General features: G+C 76.4%; 13 protein-coding genes. 6 read left to right on the top strand and 7 right to left on the bottom strand.

Annotated features, from left to right (window positions below; all coding sequences use genetic code 11):
• The first annotated feature begins 751 nt into the window (after positions 1-751).
• On the top strand, positions 752-2,227 hold the full coding sequence (locus tag D459_RS33290; protein WP_017596577.1) for an FG-GAP repeat protein: 1,476 nt from the start codon (positions 752-754) through the stop codon (positions 2,225-2,227).
• Between the two features lie 67 nt (positions 2,228-2,294).
• Here D459_RS33290 and D459_RS0129425 read toward each other — a convergent pair whose 3' ends face one another.
• Positions 2,295-3,395, bottom strand: a complete 1,101-nt coding sequence (locus D459_RS0129425) for a serine hydrolase domain-containing protein (protein WP_206540814.1) — start codon at positions 3,393-3,395, stop codon at positions 2,295-2,297.
• A 119-nt stretch (positions 3,396-3,514) separates the two neighbouring features.
• The gene (locus D459_RS33285; RefSeq protein WP_017596575.1) at positions 3,515-4,144 is read right to left on the bottom strand and encodes an ATP-binding protein; all 630 of its coding nucleotides are present in this window, start codon (positions 4,142-4,144) and stop codon (positions 3,515-3,517) included.
• A gap of 565 nt (positions 4,145-4,709) precedes the next feature.
• Here D459_RS33285 and D459_RS0129415 point away from each other — a divergent pair.
• On the top strand, positions 4,710-5,540 hold the full coding sequence (locus D459_RS0129415; protein ID WP_017596574.1) for a class I SAM-dependent methyltransferase family protein: 831 nt from the start codon (positions 4,710-4,712) through the stop codon (positions 5,538-5,540).
• Between the two features lie 125 nt (positions 5,541-5,665).
• Here D459_RS0129415 and D459_RS0129410 read toward each other — a convergent pair whose 3' ends face one another.
• Positions 5,666-7,336 (bottom strand): FAD-binding dehydrogenase, encoded by a 1,671-nt coding sequence (locus D459_RS0129410; RefSeq protein WP_017596573.1) that lies wholly within the window; start codon positions 7,334-7,336, stop codon positions 5,666-5,668.
• A gap of 247 nt (positions 7,337-7,583) precedes the next feature.
• Here D459_RS0129410 and D459_RS33280 point away from each other — a divergent pair, with 247 nt between their 5' ends.
• A complete protein-coding gene (locus D459_RS33280; RefSeq protein WP_017596572.1) occupies positions 7,584-8,765 on the top strand; it encodes a PucR family transcriptional regulator in 1,182 nt (393 codons plus the stop codon).
• A gap of 28 nt (positions 8,766-8,793) precedes the next feature.
• Here the strand turns inward: D459_RS33280 and D459_RS0129400 are convergent, their stop codons facing one another.
• The gene (locus D459_RS0129400) at positions 8,794-10,044 is read right to left on the bottom strand and encodes an AI-2E family transporter (RefSeq protein WP_017596571.1); all 1,251 of its coding nucleotides are present in this window, start codon (positions 10,042-10,044) and stop codon (positions 8,794-8,796) included.
• 443 nt (positions 10,045-10,487) lie between these two features.
• Positions 10,488-12,014 (bottom strand): alpha-amylase, encoded by a 1,527-nt coding sequence (locus D459_RS0129395; RefSeq protein ID WP_017596570.1) that lies wholly within the window; start codon positions 12,012-12,014, stop codon positions 10,488-10,490.
• A gap of 216 nt (positions 12,015-12,230) precedes the next feature.
• On the opposite strand from D459_RS0129395, the gene D459_RS0129390 reads away from it, so the two are divergent.
• From D459_RS0129390 to D459_RS36630, 3 genes are all read left to right on the top strand, one after another.
• Positions 12,231-13,253 (top strand): metallophosphoesterase family protein, encoded by a 1,023-nt coding sequence (locus tag D459_RS0129390; protein ID WP_051065580.1) that lies wholly within the window; start codon positions 12,231-12,233, stop codon positions 13,251-13,253.
• A gap of 1,462 nt (positions 13,254-14,715) precedes the next feature.
• Positions 14,716-15,666 carry an aldo/keto reductase gene (locus D459_RS0129385; protein WP_017596568.1) on the top strand — a complete coding sequence of 317 codons (951 nt, stop codon included), beginning with the start codon at positions 14,716-14,718 and terminating at the stop codon, positions 15,664-15,666.
• 272 nt (positions 15,667-15,938) lie between these two features.
• Positions 15,939-17,402 (top strand): serine/threonine-protein kinase, encoded by a 1,464-nt coding sequence (locus D459_RS36630; protein ID WP_051065579.1) that lies wholly within the window; start codon positions 15,939-15,941, stop codon positions 17,400-17,402.
• A gap of 119 nt (positions 17,403-17,521) precedes the next feature.
• Here the strand turns inward: D459_RS36630 and D459_RS0129375 are convergent, their stop codons facing one another.
• Both D459_RS0129375 and D459_RS33270 read right to left on the bottom strand, forming a co-directional pair.
• A complete protein-coding gene (locus D459_RS0129375) occupies positions 17,522-17,851 on the bottom strand; it encodes a hypothetical protein (protein WP_017596567.1) in 330 nt (109 codons plus the stop codon).
• Positions 17,848-19,287: a HAMP domain-containing sensor histidine kinase gene (locus D459_RS33270; protein WP_017596566.1), complete on the bottom strand. Its 1,440-nt coding sequence runs from the start codon at positions 19,285-19,287 to the stop codon at positions 17,848-17,850. The genes D459_RS0129375 and D459_RS33270 overlap by 4 nt, the downstream gene beginning before the upstream one ends.
• Positions 19,288-19,476 lie beyond the last annotated feature (189 nt).

Here is a 19,476-nt window from a genome sequence, read left to right as displayed (position 1 = left end):
GAACGCGGCGCCCGGCCCCCTCCCGCCCTCGCTGCCCGCTTGAACCCTCGCTCTGCGGGGTGCCGCGCCGGACCGACCGGCCGGTCCCCACCGCTGCCTTCGCTGCCTGCTTGGACCTGCACCCGGTGGGGCGCCGCGCCCGGGCGATCGTCTTCGCCCCGTTCCTACCTTCGCCGTCGCCGCTGGTCTGAGCCTTCGCTCTGCGGGGTGCTCCGCCCGACCGGCCGGCCGGTCCCCCACCGCCGCCTTCGGCGCCTGCTTGGACCTGCACCCGGTGGGGCGCCGCGCCCGGCTGGAGTGGCTGGCCCCGCCCCTACCCGTGCCGTCGCCGCCCGTCTTGACCTTCGCTCTGCGGGGCGCCGCACCGGACCGACCGGCCGGTCCCCCACCGCCGCCTTCGCCGCCCGTCTTGACCTTCGCTCTGCGGGGCGCCGCACCGGACCGACCGGCCGGTCCCCCACCGCCGCCTTCGCCGCCCGCTTGAACCCCGACCCCGCGAGACGCCGCGCCCGGGCGGGGCGTCTCCCGTTCCTCTCCCCTCCCCTTGTTCCTCGTTCTCCTCGTTGCAACGGCCACTTGGCGACGAGGCACTCTGACAGGGCCGCAGCGTCAAGATCATCGATCGGGGGAAGGGGCCGGGGACGGGGGCGTTCTCCGGTGAGTGCGCCGTTCATCGCGCGGAAGGCAACGGAACGCGTCCGCCGTGCGTCTCCTCCCGGTACGCCCCTCTTCGAAAGGTTCCGCCTCCCCCATGCCGCTCCCCCGCAGACCCCTCCTCCCCCTCACCGCCGCGGCCCTGCTCGCCCTGGCCGCCGGCTGCGGCTCCCCTGCCGAACCGGAGGAGGCGGCCGGATGCGGTTCCGCCCCGTCCGGCCCCGGCACCGGGCGGCCGCTCCCCGCCGACCTGGACGGGGACGGCCGCGGCGACCTGGTCGCCGCCTTTCCCGCCGGCGGCGACCGGCCGGAGCAGGGGCTTCTCGCCGTCGCCCCCGGCGGCGAGGAGGGGCCGACCCCGGGCGCGGTGCGGCTCCTCCGACCCGGTGCGGGCGTCCCGGACTTCTCCTCCCCGGAGGCCGCCTTCCGCGCGGCGGCCTGGACCGGCGACTTCGACTGCGACGGGTACACCGACATCGCGGCCGTGGACCACCCGGGGAACGGCGCCGGCGACGCCGAGGCCGCGCCGGTCCTGCTCTGGGGCGGCGAGGACGGGGGCTCCGAAGGGGCGAAGGTCCCGGTCGGGGAGTACGCCGACCTCTTCGCGGTCGGGGACTTCGACGGCGACGGAAGCTCCGACCTGCTGGTGTACAACCCCAACGACGACACGGTGGGCCGGGTGCTCCCCGGCCCCTTCGGCCGGGACGGGAGCCCGGCGGCCGAGCCGCTCCCGGGGCCGAGGACGGACGACGCGGCGGAGTACCGGCTCATCGCCGGGGACCTCGACGGCGACGGCCGGGACGACCTCGTCGGGTTCGGTTCGTTCGAGGAGATGGCGTTCGACACCCTGGTGTGGCTCGCCGAGGACGGCGGCTTCGCCGAGGCCGTCCGGCTCACCACCGCCGACGCCGGAGCGATCGCCGACGTCGACGGCGACGGCCGCAACGACCTGGTGCTGCGCGACATCGGCGGCACCGTGGAGGACCCGCCGTGGGAGCCGAGCCGCATCGCGGTCTTCCCCGGCGGCCCGGACGGCCCGGCCGCCGAGCCGTCCGCCGAGCTGACCCTGGACTCGCCGGGGGTCCCCGGTGAGGAGGCCGACGGCGACCAGTTCGGCGCGGTGCTCACCGCGGGCGACGTCGACGGCGACGGCCGCGCCGACGTCGCCGCGAGCGTGAACCGCCCGGCCTCGGCAGGCCCGGCCATGCTGGACCGGGCCGATGTGGTCCTGCTGCACGGCGGCCCCGACGGCCTCACCGGCGAGGGCGCCGAGCTGCTGCGCCCGGAGGACGCCGGGGTCGAGCCGCTCCCCGGCGGGGAGCCCGCCGGCCCCGACCACGACCCCTACGACGAGATCCCCCGGACCGGGCTGCGGATGCTCGACACCGACGGCGACGGCACCGACGAGATCGCGGTGACCACGTCCTTCCCCGCCGACGGCGGGACGGCGGTCCGGCCCGCCCCGATCTGGTTCTTCCGCCCCGGTGGGGACGGCGGGGGCTCCGCTCCCGCCCCGCTCGCCCCGGAGGACCTCGGCTCCCCGGGAGGGGCCGGCCTCCTCGCCCCCGGCTGACCTCGGGCGGGCCGGGACTCCCCGGCCCGCCTCCTCCAGGGACGCCCCCGGCCCTCCCCCGCACAGGTCAGGCCGCGCAGAACACCGCGGTGACCGAGGCGAGGAGCGTGGCGTAGTCGGGCGACCGGTCCGAGGCCGCGACCATGGTCAGGGTCCGGCCGTCGTCGGAGCGGTAGGCGTAGGTGCGGTACCCGAGCAGCTGCCCGCCGTGGCCCCACAGCTCGCCGCCGCAGGGGGCGTCGAACCGCTGCAGCCCCAGCCCGTAGTGGAAGCCCATGCCCATCGGCTCGGTCCTGCGCATCTCGGCGAGCGCGTCCGCCGAGGTGAGCTCGGCGGAGAGCAGGGCGTCCAGGAAGACGGCCAGGTCCCGGGTGCTGGAGACCATCTCGCCGGCGGCCCGGTCCAGTGACGGGTCCATCTCGGTGACGTCGACGGTGCGCCCGTCATCGAGGACGTCCTGGGCCCTGAGCGCCGGTTCCGGAATGCCGGGATCGGTGCCGGGGAGTACGGTGTCGCGCAGTTCCAGCGGTTCGATGATCCGTTTCTCGACCTCTTCTCCGTAGGGGTTCCCGGTGACCGCTTCGATCACTTCCCCGAGCAGCACGTAATTGGTGTTGGAATAGCGGAACCCCTCCCCGGGCGGGAAATAGGGCGGGTTCTCGAACGCGGTCCGCAGCAGTTCGCCGGCCGAATGGGAGCGGAACCGCTCACCGCCCCGCCAGCGGTTCGTGGACATGCCCGGTTCCTTCATGTAGTCGTACAGGCCGCTGGTGTGGTCGAGCAGCCGCCGCACGGTGATCGCCTCCCCGCCCGGGACGGTCCCGGGCAGGTGCTCCTCCACCGGGTCGTCGAGCCCGAGCAGCCCCTCCTCGGCGAGCTGCACGACCACCGCGGCCACGAACGTCTTGGTGACGCTGCCGATCCGGAACCGGGTGCGCCCGCCGAGGCCGCCGCCCTCTCCGGGGACCGCCTCCCCGGCGGTCCAGACCTTCTCCCCGGAGGAGTCCGTCACCTGGACGATCACCCCGGTCGCGCTCCCGCCCGCGATCCGGTCGGCGACGAACCCGATGGTCTCCTCCCGATATGCGGTGACCGCCACCGCCGCGGCGACCACCAGCGCTGCGACCGCCGCGGCGGTCGCGATTCCGATCCTCTTCGCCTTCTTCACGCCGATGACGATAGGAACCGGCACCGCCGCCGCACCATTGCGCGTTTCCGCATTTCCTCCTGCGGAGAACCGCAGTACCGAGCGGCCCGCCGCGGCGGCGGAGCACGCCCCCTCACCGGTCACCGCCGGGGAGGCCGCGGGCCGGGGCACGGCCCTGCGGCACGCCGGGCCCCGGCCGCACCGGAGCCCTGCCCGTGCGTCCCCGCCCGGCCGCTCCGAGGCGCCCGGTGCGCCCGCACCGCCCCCGGGACGGTGCGCGGCCCCGGCGGCGGCCGGGGCGGCGGGGGCGCCGCCGGCGCGGGGAAGTCCGCCCAGACGGTGAGGCCCGGGCACGGGCCGGGGCCGGCATCCGCCGGGCGGAAGCCCCAGGCCAGCGAGAGGGAGGCGACGAGGAGCAGGCCGCGGCTGCTCTCCGCCTCCAGCCACTCGGGGCCGAGGTAGGCGGGGACGCGGGGGCGGGTCGCGGCGCCGCCGGCGTCGGTGACCGAGAGCCGGAGCCGGTCCGCGCCGGCCCAGGACAGGGCGCGGACGGCCCGGCCCCCGGCGGCCCCGGTCGCGGTGTAGCTGACGGCGTTGGCGAACAGCTCCGAGGCGCACAGCTCGACGTCGGCCACCAGCCGGGCCGGGAAGCCGGCCAGGTCGGCGCGGACGTCGCGGCGGAGCCGGGCGGTGTGCCGCAGCGCACCGGGGTAGGCCCGGGGCTCCCAGTGCGCGAGGGGGCGGACGGCGGTCGGCGGGGAGACGGACATGCGGACACCTCCGGGGGCGAGAGGGCGGTCGTTCCCTTGCTGGCCCGGACGGCCCCGCCCGGGGGGGGCGGGGCGCGGCCCGGCGGAGCCGTGCGGCGGTGCGCGGCCGCCGCGCACCGCGGGCCGCCGCACCCGGGGCCGTACGGGACCGGGCCGGCCGCGCTCCGGCCGGGCCGGGGGCCCGACCCGCTCCCTCCAGGGCGCGGGCGCGGGAGAGGAGAGGGGACGGCGGCGGGGAGGCGGCGGCAGGGCGCCGTGCGGACTGCTCATGCCTCGAAGGTAGGCACCTGCGGCCGCCCGCGGGGAAGGACTTCTCCGGCTGTGGACAACCGCGGACACGACCGGCGGGTTCTGCCCTCCCCCGGATCCGGCCGCCCCTGCCCGGCGACGGCCGGAAGAGGACGGTGCGGGCCGTGTCCCGCCGTCCCGGAACCGGCCGCCGGTGCCCGCGCCTCCCGCGCGGGCCGTCCCGGACGCGAGGCCTCCGTCCTGGTGAGTAGCGGACCGGCCCCGCCTGGGTGGGCGTACTCAGGCGGGCGGAGGCGGCGGCGCGCACCCTGGTGCCATGGACACCACCAACGTGATCAGCGCACCGGTCGCGGCGGCCCCGGTCACCCGGGCGAAGTGGGCGGCGGTCCGCTTCGCCCTGGGCACCGCGGGCCGGCTCAGCACCGGCATCTCCATCGGCCACCGGCACGGCTTCGACAGCGGGACCATGCTGGACTACGTCTACCGGAACGAACCGCACGGGCGGCTCGGCATCGGCCGGCTCCTGGACCGGGTGTACCTGAACGCCGTCGGCTGGCGGGCGATCCGGGCCCGGCGCCGGCTGCTGACCGAGGTCCTGCGCACCGAGATCGAGCGCCGGGAGGACGTGGTGCGGATCCTCGACGTCGCCGCCGGCCCCGGCCGCTACCTGCAGGACCTCGCCGAGGACCACCCGCACCGGGTCCGGGTGCTCTGCCGCGACCTGGCCCCCGACGGGCTGGTCCGCGGCGAGGCGGCCGCCGCCGAGCGCGGCCTGGCCAACATCGCCTACGAGCGCGGCGACGCGCTCGACCCCGCCCCCGCACCGCTGCTCGGCGGGGCGCCCGACGTCATCGTCGTCTCCGGCCTCTACGAGCTGCTCCGCGACCCGGCCCTGGTGTCCGGTTCGATGGAGCGGCTGCGCGGCCTGCTCGCTCCCGGCGGCGTCCTGGTCTTCACCACCCAGGAGCGCCACCCGCAGCTGGAGTTCATCGCCAACGCGCTGACCGACCGGAACGGCGAGCCGTGGGTGATGGACTGCCGCCCGGCCGCGCTCACCGAGCGGTGGGCCCTGGGCGCCGGCTTCGCCTCGGTGGCCACCGAGCGCGAGGAGGTGGGGCTGTTCGCGGTCACCTCCGCCCGGGTGTGACCGCGGCCGCGCCCCGGGCCGCTCCGGCCCCGCCTTCGGCGCGGTGGACCGGTCCGGCTGGGAGGCGCACGGCCCGGTGGCCCGGTCCGGGCACGCCGGCGGGGCGCGCGGCCGCCGGCCGGCGGTCAGACCGCGGTGGCCTCGGCCGCCGCTCGCCCGGCCGCGCGGCCGGAGAAGAGGCACCCGCCGAGGAAGGTGCCCTCCAGGGCCCGGTAGCCGTGCACCCCGCCGCCGCCGAAGCCGGCCGCCTCGCCCGCCGCGTACAGGCCCGGCAGCGGGGTGCCGTCGGAGCGCAGCACCCGCCCGGACAGGTCGGTCTGCAGCCCGCCCAGGGACTTGCGGGTCAGGATGTTGAGCCGGACCGCGATGAGCGGCCCCGCCTTCGGGTCGAGCAGCCGGTGCGGCTCGGCGGTGCGGATCAGCCGGTCCCCGCGGTACCGGCGGGCGGAGTGGACCGCGGCCATCTGCAGGTCCTTGCCGAACGGGTTGGCCAGCTGCAGGTCCCGGGCGACGATCTCGCGGTGCAGCTCCGCGGCGTCGATCAGTCCGTCGCCGGTCAGCTCGTTCATCTTCGCGGCCAGCTCGGGCACGGTGCCGGCGACCGCGAAGTCGGCCCCGTTGTCCACGAAGGCCTGCACCGGCCCGGGCGCCCCGCCGCGCGCCCGCTTCAGCACGTCGGCGACGCGCCTGCCGGTCAGGTCCGGGTTCTGCTCCGACCCGGAGAGCGCGAACTCCTTCTCGATGATCTTGCGGGTGAGCACGAACCAGGAGTAGTCGTGGCCGGACTCCCCGATCGCCTTGAGCGTGGCGAGCGTGTCGAAGCCGGGGAAGTTCGGTGCGGGGAACCTGCGCCCCCGGGCGTCCAGCCAGAGCGACGAGGGGCCGGGCAGGATGCGGATGCCGTGGTCCCGCCAGATCGGGTCCCAGTTCTGCAGGCCCTCGGTGTAGTGCCACATCCGGTCGGCGTTGACCCGGCGCGCGCCGGCCCGCTCGCTGATCGCGAGCATCCGCCCGTCCACGTGCTCGGGCACCCCGGCGACCATCCGCTTCGGCGGCGGGCCCAGCCGCTCCGGCCAGTGCGCCCGCACCAGGTCGGGGTCGCCGCCGATGCCGCCCGAGGCGACCACCACCGCCTGCGCGGTGAGCTCGAACGCGCCGGCCTCCGCCCTGGAGCTCGCCGTGCCCCGGGCCGCCGCGCTGGGTTCCAGCACCGCGCCGCGCACCCCGGTCACCTCGCCGCCGGCGACCACCAGCTCGTCCACCCGGTGCCGGAACCGGAGCTCGATCAGGCCCTCCTCGGCCGCCCGGCGGACCCGGCGCTCGAACGGCTCCAGCACGCCCGGCCCGGTCCCCCAGGTGATGTGGAACCGGGGCACCGAGTTGCCGTGCCCGCCGGCGAGGCCGCCGCCGCGCTCGGCCCACCCGACGACCGGGAAGAACCGCACCCCCAGGGAGTTCAGCCAGGAGCGCTTCTCCCCCGCCGCGAACTCGACGTAGGCCCGCGCCCACCGGCGCGCCCAGTGGTCCTCGCCGAGCGGGTCGTCGGCGCCCCGGTCGAACCCGGCGCTGCCCTGCCAGTCCCACCAGGCCAGTTCGGCGGAGTCGCGGACGCCCATCCGCCGCTGCTCCGGCGAGCCGACCAGGAACAGCCCGCCGAAGGACCAGAACGCCTGGCCGCCCAGCCCGCTCTCGGGCTCCTGGTCCACCAGGACCACCTTGCGGCCCGCGTCGGCCAGCTCGGCGGCGGCCGCCAGCCCCGCGAGCCCGCCGCCCACCACGATCGCGTCGGCGTCCATCCGCCCGGCCTCCCTCCGGTCCGCCCGCCGGTCGCGGGCCGAGGGCCACAGCCTGCCCTGCGGGCGCCCGGCGGTTCCATGGCGATCGCGCATCGGGACAAGCAGGTTCATCACCGGGTGATGAACGCGGGGGCGCGGGCGGGGCCGCCGCGGCCGCTCCGGGGTAGCGTGCAGGGGTGCGCCGGACCGGCGCGGTTCATCACGGGGTGACAAGCGACGGGCGGCCGGGCCGCCCCGGGAGGCGCCGGTGGACACCGAGCGGCGGCGGGCCGTGGCCGACCTGCTGCAGGGCCGGCGGGGCGAGCTGGCCGCCACCGCCGTGCGGGCGGTGCGCGCGGAGGTCCCCGCCTACCGCCGCCTGGACGGCGAGCAGATCCGCGACGTCGCCGCCATCTCCTCCTGGACGCTGTCCCGGGTGACCGACGCGTGGGCGCGCGGCGACCGGCTGACCGAGCAGGACCTGGCCCGGTTCCGCGCGATCGGCGCGGCGCGCGCCGAGGACGGCCGCCCGGTCGCGGCGGTGCTGCGCGCCTACCGGGTCGGGGCCGGCGCCGCCGTCGACGCCGTCGCGCAGGTCTGCGGCGACCGGCTGACCGCCGGGGACATGGCCGCCCTGGCCCGGACGGTGCTGCACGCCATCGACGACCTGTCCGAGGCGATCAGCGGCGGCCACGCCTCGGCCCGGGAGCGGCTCGCCGCCGACCCCGGGCGGGCCCTGCGCGACCTGGTGGACGACCTGGTCGACGGCAGGCACAGCTCCGCCGGCGCGCTCGCCGACCGGGGCCGGGAGCTGGGCGTCGACCTGCCCGCCGAGCCGCTGCTGCTGGTGGCCGAGGCCGCCGGGCCCGGTGCACCGCTCGGCCGCACCGCCCTGGCGGAGCTCGCCGCGGACCTGGCCGGCCCCGGCGCGGGCCCGCTGGCGACGCTGCGCGGGCGGCGCGCCGTGCTGCTGCTCCGCGCGGACGGGCGGCCCGGTGCGGCGGAGGCCGCGAGGGCCCGGGGGCTGCGCGGGTGCGCCGTCCGGCTGGACTCCCCGGCCGGGGCCGCCGACGGGTACCGGCTCGCCTCGCACGCGCTGGACGCGGCGCCCGAGCACGCGTTCGCCGACCGGGCGGTGCTCGCCGACGCCGACGCGCACCTGCTGGCGCTGCTCCGGGCGCGCCCGGGGGCCGACCCGGCCGCCGTCGCCCGGACCGCGCTGGGCGCGCTCACCGAACCGGACAACCGGCACCTGCTGGACGGGCTGGCCGCGTTCCTGTCCACCGGTTCGGCCACGGCCGCCGCCGGGCTCCTGCACCTGCATCCGCAGACGCTGCGCTACCGGCTGCGGCGCGCCTCCGAGCTCACCGGGCGCGACCCGCGCACCCCGTGGGACCGGCTGGTGCTGGACGTGGCCCGGCACCTGGTCCCGCAGCGCGCGGGCGGCTGAGCGGCGCCGGACCTGCGGGCGGGGCGGGTCAGAGCCGGTCGAGCCGGGGGAAGACGACGCGCCGCAGGATGATCGTGACGGCGGCCGCCGCGGGCACCGCGAGGAGCGCGCCGACCAGGCCGAGCAGCGCGCCGCCGATGAGCGCGGAGGTGATGGTGGCGGTCGGCGCGACGTCCACCGAGCGCTGCATGATCCGCGGGGCGATCACGTAGCTCTCGATCTGCTGGTAGACGAGGAAGAACGCCAGGGTCACCGCGCCCATGACCGGGTCGCCGACGGCGACCGCCCCGGCCGCGGCCAGCGCGCCGATGGTGGTGCCGATCAGCGGGATGAGCGCGGTCACCCCGACCACCATGGCCGCGGTCAGCGCGTAGCCGAACCCGATGGCGGTCAGGTAGAGGAAGGCGACCGTCCCGCCGATCGCGGCGATGAGCAGCTGCCCGCCGATGAAGTCGCCGACCCGGTGGATGATCTCGTCGCCCAGCTCGCGCACGCCCGCGCGGCGGGAGCGCGGGACCAGCCGGTAGGCGGTCTCGGTGATGCCGGGCAGCGACGCCATGAAGAACAGGGTGAGGATCAGCACGGTGAACCCTGCGGCCAGGGAGTTCAGCACGGCCTGGCCGATGCCGAACACCCCGCCGAACACCCGCTGGCCGAAGTCGGCGCTGGTCAGGAAGGCCTGGAGTTGCTCGATCAGGCCGAACCTGCGGTCCAGGTCGGCCATCAGCCGGTTCTCCTGGAGCTGCTCCACGTACCCCGGGATGGCGCCGGCGAACTCGCTGATCTGCGCGGTCAGCGGCGGCACCAGGGTCCAGACGAACACCGTCACCGCCAGGACGAGCGCGGCGCACACCGCGACGATCGCCGCCCAGCGGGGCAGCCCCCGCCGGCGCAGGAACTCGATGATCGGGTTGAGCCCGACCGCGATGAAGAGCGCGACCAGGATGTTGATGAAGACGGCGTGTATCTCTGCCAGCGCCTCCACCAGCATCCAGGCGGTGAGCACGCCGAGCGCGCCGGTGAAGCCCATGATGAAGAAGTTGACCCGCCGCTGCCGGCCCGTCGGGAGGCCGGGCGGTTCCACGGCGATCTCCGCCGCCGGCCGGGGCTTCCGTTCCGGCCCCTCCGGCCCCGGCTCCCCCGCCGCGCCCCCGCCGGTCGGCGCCTCCGCGGCCCGGTCCCGCCGCTCCTGCCGGGCACCGTCCGGGCGCTCTTCCCCGGCACCGCCCGGGCGCTCCGCCCCGGGCCCGTCCGCACCGGGCTCCTGTCGATCGCCCACTCCGGCCTCCCCACTGCCGCCGACGCGATCACGTTAGCGCGCCCCCGCCCGCGCGGCCGGTACCTCGGCGGGCCGCGCGGCTCCGACCGGAGCCGCGCGGTGCGGTAACGGCGCGGCCCTCCGGGGCCCGTTCCGGGGGCGCCGGAGAGCGGCGGGACCGGAGACCGGTGGGAACCGGCACTCCGCGCGCTCGGCGGGCGAACCGCGCCGCCGCCGGACGCACAGGGCGCCGTTCCGCGGCGGCCACGGCGGGGCGGGCACCGGATCACCGACCGGACCCCGGCTCGGCCCCGAACGGGGAGGACGCGCTCCGGGATGCGCGGGGTCCGGCCCGCGGGCCGTGGGCACGGCGGCCTTCGGACGTCTCCGGAGCGGGGTGGAGGCGTCCGCCGCCCGTCCTCCCCGCCGCGGCGGGGAGGGCGGGCGGCCGAAGAGCCGGTTCCTTACAGGGCGGCCCCGGTGTGCACGGCGACCGCGCTCTCCGGCGGGACGGTGACGGCCAGCTCCCCGGAGGAGACCCGGAGCGTCTGCGAGGTGCAGCCGCCGTCCTCGACCAGCCCGGAGGCCACGTCGCAGTAGTCGCCGTCCGGCAGCGAGGTGGGCAGGACCGTGGTCCACGGCTCGGCGGAGGCGTTGAACGCCGCCGCGCCGGCGCCGTCCCGCTCCAGGGCGGCGCGGTCGGCGGCCGAGCCGTCGTCGAGCCAGGTCACCCCGGTCCCCTCCACCGCGCCGGTGAAGCCGGGCATGCCGTTGAGGGCGCGGTGCTCGCAGACCCACCGGCCGCCGCCGCAGTCGGTCGGCTCGGTGGTCCCGTCCGCGGCCGACGGCGGCCCCTCGTCGGTGCTCCCGGTCCAGTCGTAGCCGGACATCACCTTGGCCGTGCCGTACCCCTGGGCCAGCAGGAACGCCTGGGCGAGGTCGTAGCGGTCGCGGTCGGTGCGGTGGGTGAGCACCGGGTCGCTCCGCTGGGTGTCGTGGTTGACCACGAAGGAGACCGCGCTCTCCGAGGGCAGCAGCCCCTCGCCCAGCCCCTTGGCGGCCTGCAGGTCGCCGGCGGCGAACAGCTCGCTGATCCGCCGCTGGTAGCCGAACTCGGTGACGTCGCCGATGCCGGTGTACTCGCCGCCGCCGATGGCGCCGTCGGCGATGACCTCCTGGAAGACGTAGGGCGGCCGGTCCCAGCCGGGCACGGTGCCCTCCAGCCGGTCCACCACGGCCGCGACGTCCTCGGGCGGCATGTGCTTGGCCGCGTCGATCCGGAACCCGGCGACGCCCATTCCGATCAGCGAGTTCAGGTAGTCGGCGAGGCGGTCGCGCACGTAGTCGTCGCCGGTGGACAGGTCGCTGAGCCCGAGCAGCTCGCAGGTGCGCACCTCCCACGGGTCGGACCAGTCCTCGATGTCGCGGCCGCACTCGTCGGCGTGGAAGTCCTGCCGGGAGTAGCCGTACACGCCGTCGCCGAACAGGTCGGGGTAGGTGTACTTCCCGTACTCGGTGCCGGCGCTGCCGGGGCCGGAGCCGACCGACCCGGTCCCGGTCATGTGGTTGATGACCGCGTCCACGTAGATCTTCACCCCGGCGCCGCGGCAGCGGTCCACCATGTCGGCGAAGTCGGCGGCGGTGCCGCGCCGGGTCTGGTCCAGCCGGTAGCTGACCGGCTGGTAATCCTGCCACCAGGGGTGCCCCTCGCCGGACAGGACGACGTGCTCCTGCGGCGGCGACACCTGGACGGCCGCGTACCCGGCGGGGCCGAGGAAGTCCTCGCACTCCCGGGCGACGGACTCCCAGCGCCACTGGAACAGGTGGACGATGGGCCCCTCTCCGCTCCCGGCGGCGGCCGCGCCGCCCGCGCCCGGTGCGACGGAGTCGGGGGAGGCGGGGGCGGCGGAAGCGGAGGCGGGCGCGGCGGCGAGGGGGACGGCGGTGAGCAGCGCCGCGAGTGCGATCGCGGCGGTTCTTCGGAGGAACATTGCGCGCTCCTTGCAGCGGGGGGTGCGGCGGCCGCCCCGGCGCCGAGGACGGCCACCCGGTAAATTTCTTGCGGAGATTGCAAGAAATTTCAATCACCGCGCAAGATACCAGCGGGGGGCCGCCTTGGGAACGGCCCCCGCGCGTTCTTCCGGAATTCACGCGGACGTCCCCCGACCGGCCCGGACAGGGCGGACCCGGCCACTACCGTCGGCCCCGTGACGACTTTCGTGCACACTGCGGACCTGCACCTGGACAGCCCGCTGCGCGGGCTGTCCCCGAAGCGCCCGGAGGCCGAGCGGCTGGCCCGGGACGCCACCACCGACGCGCTCGGCCGGCTCGTGGCCGCCGTGCTGGCCGAGTCGGCCGACGCCCTGGTCATCGCCGGCGACCTGTGGGACGGCGGGCACCACCGGGAGGAGACGGTGCGCCGCTTCCGGGAGCACATGGGGACCCTGCACGACGCCGGCGTCGCGGTGTTCGTCGCCGACGGCGCCCACGACACCGCCTACCCCGGCCGGCACGCCTGGCCGATGCCGCCCAACGTGCACCGGTTCGGCCACGAGCGGCCGGAGACCCGGGTGCCCGACGGCCTCGGGCTGGCCCTGCACGGGCACGGACCGCACGCCGCCGGCTCCCCCGTCCCCGACTTCCCCGCCCCGGTCCCGGGCGCCGTCAACGTCGGCGTCTGGCACTGCGGCCGGGCCGGCGGCGCGGGCCCGGCCGCCGAGCGCGCCCTGGCTGGCCTGGGCTACCAGTACTGGGCCCTGGGGCACCTGCACCGGCGGACCGTCGCCTCCGCCTCCCCGTGGATCGTCCACCCCGGTGCCCTGCAGGGCCGCGGCGCCGACGAGTCCGGCCCCAAGGGCGCGACGCTGGTCTCCACCGGGGGCGGCGCCGTCACCGGGGTCCGCCACCTCGACCTCGCCCCGGTGCGCTGGGAGGTCATCGACGTCGACTGCGCCGCCGGCCTCTCCGAGGCCCTGGACCGCGCCCGCACCGCCCTGCGCCGGGCCGCCGCCCTGCTGGTCCCCGGGGCGAGACTGGCCGCCGTACTCCGCCCGGTGCACGGCGCCGTGGCCGACGACGCACTCCGCGCCCTGGTCGACCGCCTCGACCGCGACGACGTGCCCGGAGTGGTGTCGGTGAGCGCCGCCCCCGCCCAGGCCGGCGGCCTGCCCGCCCCCCGCTCCGCCCTGGAACGCTCCCACCTCCCCCACGGAGCAGCCGCCCCCGCCTAAGCGCAGCGCCCAGGCCGTCCGCCCCGATGGCGGCACCGGAACGGATGGGGCGAAGGTAGTCCCCCGGGCGCGGCGCCCCACGGGGCGAGGGTTCAAGCGGGCGGCGAAGGCGGGAGGAGGGACCGGCCGGTCGGTCCGGCGCGGCACCCCACGGAGCGAGGGCCAAAGCAGGCGGCGACGGCGCAGGCAGGAACAGGGCACAGGCCTCACCCGGGCGCGGCGCCTCACGGAGCGGAGGTTCAAACGGGCAGCGACGGCGCCGGTGGGGCGGGGCGCAGGCCTCACCCGGGCGCGGCGCCCCACGGGGCCAGGGTTCAAGCAGGCGGCGACGGCGGGAAGGGGCACCGGCCGGTCGGTCCGGCGCGGCTCCCCGCGGAGTGCAGGTTCGGGCGGGCGGCGACGGCAGCGGTAGGGGCAGGGCCGGGCGTCTCACCCGGGCGCGCGCCCCACGGGACCAGGGTTCAAACGGGCGGCGAGGGCGGGAGGGGGCCGGGCGCCGCGTTCACCGGCCCGGCCCGCGCCCACCAGGGAGCCTTATCCCCTATGCCGGTTTTGCGGCAGGGAACGGGCGGGCGCGGGGGCGCCCTGCGCACCGCGAGAGCACCCCGATTACATCTACCAGCGAGTAGTAAGCCCCGAGACCCCCACCACCCCCTCGCCGATCACCCAGAGTGGCCGACCGGAGGGACGAATACGACATCTCGTTCCCCCGCTACCCCTTCCCGGGTTCCGGCCCCCTGCCTTGCGGCCTTCCGGGCGCCTCGAACCCCCCAACACCGGCCCGATCGAGGCGATCCGGGGCTTCCAGGGGCCGATCCGGACCGGGATGCGCGCCCAGGAATCACCGGGGTGCTCTCGCGGTGCGCAGGGCACCCCACCCCACCATCACCCTGCGTATTCACCCAGGTCAGAGAGGGGCAGCGGTTTCAGGAACGGCCGGCCCCGCCGCCCGGGGCGACACGGGCACGGCGATCCCGCCCCACGAGAAGCCGCACCCGGGCGACCACCCCCGCCACGCCCCTACCTGCGCCTTCGCTGCCCGCTTGAACCCTCGCTCCGCGAGACGCCGAGCCCGGGCGACTACCTCTGCCCCGCCCCACCTGCGCCGTCGCCGCCGGTTTGAACCTGCACTCCGTGAGGCGCCGCGCCCGGGTGAGGCGCCCGCCCCGCCCCCACCTCTGCCGTCGCCGCCGGCCTGAACCGCCACCCCGTGAAGCGCCGCACCCGACCGACCGGCCGGTCCCCCTCCCCGCCGTCGCCGCCCGCTTGAACCCTGACCCCGTGGGGCGCCGCGCTCGGGCGACCGCCTTTGCCCCGTCCCTACTTCTTCCTCTGCTGTCCACCCGTGTCGCCGACGGGCCCGGCGGGAGTGGGGGCTGCTGTGAGGCATAGGCTCGGATGCCGAGAACCATCGGCCGAGGCCGCTGCCCGGCCGGGACACGACCCCGCAGAGGAGGCCCCGATGACCGTGCTCGGTGGATCGGACATCGAACTGCACCCGCTCGTCCTGGGCGGCAACACCTTCGGCTGGACCAGCGACGAGGCCGCCTCGCACCGGATCATGGACGCCTACCTGGACGGCGGCGGCACGCTCATCGACACCGCGGACGGCTACTCCGCGTGGGTCCCGGGGAACTCCGGCGGCGAGTCGGAGCGGACCATCGGCTCCTGGCTGAAGGCGGGCGGCCGCCGCGACTCCGTCGCCATCGCCACCAAGGTGAGCAGCCACCCCGAGTTCCCGGGCCTGTCCGAGAAGAACGTCAGAGCCGCCGCGGAGGCGTCGCTGCGCCGCCTGGGCACCGACCGGATCGACCTGTACTACGCGCACTTCGACGACCCGGACACCCCGCTGGAGGAGACCGTCGCCGCCTTCGCCGCCCTGGTCCAGGAGGGCAAGGTCCGGCACATCGGGCTCTCCAACTACACGCCGGAGCGGCTCCGGGAGTGGCTGGAGACCGCCGACCGGCTCGGCGCCGACCGGCCCGTCGCGCTCCAGCCGCACTACAGCCTGGTGCACCGGAACACCTACGAGCCGGAGCTGCGCGACATCGCGGTGGACGCCGGCATGGGCGTGCTGCCCTACTACGGGCTCGGCGGCGGCTTCCTCACCGGCAAGTACCGCACCCGCGCCGACCTGGAGGGCCGGTCCCGCGGCGCCACCGTGGAGCGGTACTTCAGCGACGCCGGCCTCGCCCTGGTCGACGTGCTGGCCGAGATCGCCGACGCGCACTCCGCGGAGATCCCCACCATCGCCCTGGCCTGGCTGCTGACCCGCCCCGGCGTCGCCGCGGCCCTGGCCAGTGCCAGCCGCCCGGAGCAGCTCCCGGCCCTGCTCGCCGTCGCCGACACCGTCCTCACCGACGACGAGAGCGCCGCCCTCACCCGCGCCTCGGACGCCGCCGCAGCGGGCTGAGCGGACTGAGCGGGCTGACCGCCCCGCGACGGCCGCGTCCCGCCAGGACGGCCGGAGGAACCCCGCGGCCAGGAGCCTGCGGCCGGAAGCCCGTGGCGGGGAGCCTGCGGCCGGGAGTCCGCGCCAGTAGCCCATGGCCAGGAGCCTGCGGCCGGAAGTCCGTGGCAGGAGCCCATGGCCAGGAGCCCGCAGCCGGAAGCCCGTGGCGGATCCCCTTCTCTGCTGGATAGATTCCGACGCACACCGGGAGGACCGACGGACAAGGGGATCCAGTGGGGACAGGGCGGAAGGTCGGCGGCTTCCGGCTGGTGCGCGAGATCGGCTCGGGCGGGTTCGGCACGGTGCACCTGGGAGAGGACTCCTCGGGCCGGCAGGCGGCGGTGAAGCTGCTCCACCCCCACCTGGCCAAGGACGCCCGGGTGCGCGGGTACTTCGCCCGGGAGCTGGACAGCATGCGCCAGGTGCAGGGGTTCTGCCTGGCCGAGGTCCTGGACGCCGACGCCGGGGCCGCCCGGCCCTGGATCGCCACCGAGTACGTCAAGGGCCCCACCCTGGAGGAGGACGTCCGCGACCGCGGCCCGCGCACCGGCGGCGAACTGCAGCGCCTGGCCATGCACACCATCACCGCGCTCAACGCGATCCACGCCGCCGGGGTGGTGCACCGCGACCTCAAGCCCGCCAACATCCTGCTCGGCCCGGACGGCCCCCGGGTGATCGACTTCGGCATCGCCCGGGCCCTGGACGCCGACACCTCTTCGGCCACCCGGATCGGCACCCTGGGCTACATGGCGCCCGAGCAGATCGAGGGCACTTCCCTGGGGCCCTCAGCCGATGTGTTCGCCTGGGGGGCGGTCATGATCCACGCGGCCACCGGCGCCGAGGCCTTCCCCGGCCCCACCCAGGCCGCCCGCATCAACCGCGTCCTCACCCGCCCGCCCGAGACCGGCGGCCTCGCCGACCCGCTGCTCGGCATCGTCCTGGCCTGCACCGCCAAGGACCCCGCCGAGCGGCCCACCGCGCGCCAGGTGTGGGACATGCTCCTCACCGGCCGCAGCACACCCCCGCCGGCCGGGGACGACACGCCGACCACCGAGTACACCGCCCCCGCCGGCGGCGATCGGAGCGGACCCGCGGCCGACCCGGGCTCCTGGCGCAGCAGCTGCACCGACCGGACCCCGTTCACCGTGGACGCGCTGCTCCCGGAGGGGTTCGTCTCCTACAAGGGGATCGAATTCGCCCGGGTGGCGTCGGGGATCCAGCCGTGCGACCTGGCCGCCACCGGTGAGGGATCCGCCAGCGCCGGCGATGTGGTCGAGAAGTTCATCGCCCTGGGCTGCACCCGGCTGGCGGCCGGGGTCTACACGGAGCAGCCCGGCCCCCTCGCCACGGCGCACAACCCGGTCACGGTCTCGGTGTCGGTCTTCCCCTTCCCGGACAAGGCGAAGGCCGTCGAGATGTACGAGTTCCTGAGCGGCCCCGCGCACTGGAACCTGACCACGTGGCGCCCGCAGTGGCATATCGGCACGCTGTTCCGGAGGTCCGGCCCCGACGTCAGGCCCTTCGTCCCCGGCCGGAAGCACTTCCGCTGGTGCCACCGGCGCTGGCACTACCGCTACCTGATCATCGCGATGGCCTACCGGGCCGACCTCACCACCGACGGCGGCATCGGGCCGTGGCTCGAAGCGGCCGCCCACAAGGCGGCCGTGTCCAGCGGACCGGAGAACCACCGGGCGTGACGGGCCTCGCCGACCGGGCCCGCCCCTCGGGGCGGTGGTCTTGACGCTGCGGCCCTGCCAGCGCGCCGTGTCAGGGCCGCAGCGTCAAGACCACCGCGAGGAAGGCCCGGCCGGGCCGGTCAGGGGCGCTCGGTGGTGTGCATCGCCTCGTCTTCGGGCCCTTCCTCCTCCTCGGCGTACTCGGCGTAGCCGTCCTCCTGCTCGCCCGGGCGGCGCTCCTGGGCCACTTCCGCGTCGATGCCCAGCTCGCCGGCGGAGTCGTCGTCGACCACGTCGACCTCGCCTTCCGGCGGGTCGTCGATGTAGCGCTCCCACAGGGAGAGATCGCTCTCCTGCTCGTCGTCGCCCATGTCGGCCTGGAGCCTGCGCTCCTCGTCCCGTGCGCGGCGGATTCGGGCGTCGTCGCCGCCCGACCTCTCCGACTGCCACTCCGGATTCCGCTCGCTCATCGCCTTTCCTTCCCTTCGGTTCTCCCCTGCGCCGGCTCCGGCCCGCCGCCCTGCGAGGGCCCGGCCGGTATCCGGAGGACGAACATCGCCCCGCCGAGCAGCGGGCTCTCCTGAGCGGTCAGCGTCCCGCCGTGCGCCTCGGCCACCCCGCGCGAGATCGCCAGGCCCAGGCCGGAGCCGCCGGGGTCCTTCCGGCGCGACTCGTCCAGCCGGGCGAAGCGCTCGAAGACCCGCTCCCGCTCCTCCTCCGGGATGCCCGCGCCGTCGTCGTGCACCTCCAGCACCGCCTCCGGCCCGGCCGGGCCCTCCTCGGTGCGGACCGCGATGAGGATCCGCGACCGGGCGTGCCGCTCGGCGTTGGCGATCAGGTTCACCAGCAGCCGGGCCAGCCGCAGCCGGTTGCCGCGCACCGCGGCGCCCGGTTCCAGGTCGGTGTCGATGCGCGCCGCCCCGGCGGCGCGGTGCCCGGCCTCGGCCCGGGCCAGTTCGGCCAGGTCCACCCGCTCCTCGGCGCGGGCGACGTCGGCGTCCAGCCGGGCCAGCTCCAGCAGGTCGCTCACGATCCGCTGCAGCCGCTCGACGTCGCCGAGCACGCTCTCCAGGGACCGCCGCGCGGCGGTGTCGCCCAGCTCCGGGTCGGTCAGCTCCACCTCCAGCCGGGCTCGCATACCGGCGATCGGGTTGCGCAGCTCGTGCGAGGCGTCGGAGACGAAGCTGCGCTGCCGCTCCATGGCGGTCTGCAGCCGGTCCAGGGTGGCGTTGGCGGTGCGCGCCAGGTCGGCGAGCTCGTCGCCGGTTCCGGGCAGGGTGAGCCGGCGGCCGAGGTCGGTCGCGGACATCCGCTCCAGGTCGGAGCGGATGCTCTCCACCGGGCGCAGGATGCGGCCGGTGCCCCACCAGGTGATCCAGCCGACCACGAGCAGCACCACGAGGGCGACGGCGGCCAGGCCGAACTCCAGCAGGAGGCCGTCGGTCACCTCGGCCGAGACGACCGCGGCGTAGACGATGACCGGGCCGTAGGCGCTGCTGTCCGTCTCGAAGCCGGCCACCACCAGGCAGCGCCCGGAGAGGCGCTCCGGGCAGACCTCGTCGTCGACTCGGAAGTCGTTCTCGGCGGGCCGCTTGCCGGTGAGCGGCGGACGGTCCTGCATCGCGTCGCTGGCCGCGACCACCTCGCCCGCCTCGTCCACCACCTGGATCCGGAGCACTCCGTCGGTCGGCGGGATGGGCTCGGAGTAGCCGGACTCGGCCAGGTGCAGGGCGACCTGGCGGGCCGCCTGGGCGGCCCGGTCCACCTGCTCGCGCTCGATCTCGTGCCGGAGCACGACGGAGACGACGGTGATGCAGATCAGGATGACCGGGGCGACCACTCCCAGGGCGCGCACGGTCATCCGCGCCCTGATCGAGCGCGGCCGCGCCAGCCGCCAGCCGCTCATGGCCCCCCGTGGTCTCTGCGCCGCCCTGTCCGTCGATCCTCCCAACCGGGCGGCCCGGACCGGGCGGCGAACACAGCACGGAAACGGACTTTTGTCATCTATTTACCGGTGGGGCCGGTGCGGCCCCGGTGATGTCAATCGGTTGTTGCAACGAGGAAGTCGTTGAGGGCCTCGGCCGGGGTGCGGTAG

This window comes from Nocardiopsis potens DSM 45234, from assembly GCF_000341105.1.
GTDB lineage: Bacteria > Actinomycetota > Actinomycetes > Streptosporangiales > Streptosporangiaceae > Nocardiopsis_A > Nocardiopsis_A potens.
Note: the sequence above shows the minus strand (reverse complement) of the source record. Positions and strands in the feature narration are given on the sequence as shown.

What these genes read in the sequence shown, in the direction of transcription:
- D459_RS33290 (WP_017596577.1), top strand. Translation starts at nt 752, where the DNA reads ATGCCGCTCCCCCGCAGACCCCTCCTCCCCCTCACCGCCGCGGCCCTG.
- D459_RS33285 (WP_017596575.1), bottom strand. Translation starts at nt 4,144, where the DNA reads ATGTCCGTCTCCCCGCCGACCGCCGTCCGCCCCCTCGCGCACTGGGAG.
- D459_RS0129415 (WP_017596574.1), top strand. Translation starts at nt 4,710, where the DNA reads ATGGACACCACCAACGTGATCAGCGCACCGGTCGCGGCGGCCCCGGTC.
- D459_RS0129410 (WP_017596573.1), bottom strand. Translation starts at nt 7,336, where the DNA reads ATGGACGCCGACGCGATCGTGGTGGGCGGCGGGCTCGCGGGGCTGGCG.
- D459_RS0129395 (WP_017596570.1), bottom strand. Translation starts at nt 12,014, where the DNA reads ATGTTCCTCCGAAGAACCGCCGCGATCGCACTCGCGGCGCTGCTCACC.
- D459_RS0129385 (WP_017596568.1), top strand. Translation starts at nt 14,716, where the DNA reads ATGACCGTGCTCGGTGGATCGGACATCGAACTGCACCCGCTCGTCCTG.
- D459_RS0129375 (WP_017596567.1), bottom strand. Translation starts at nt 17,851, where the DNA reads ATGAGCGAGCGGAATCCGGAGTGGCAGTCGGAGAGGTCGGGCGGCGAC.
- D459_RS33270 (WP_017596566.1), bottom strand. Translation starts at nt 19,287, where the DNA reads ATGAGCGGCTGGCGGCTGGCGCGGCCGCGCTCGATCAGGGCGCGGATG.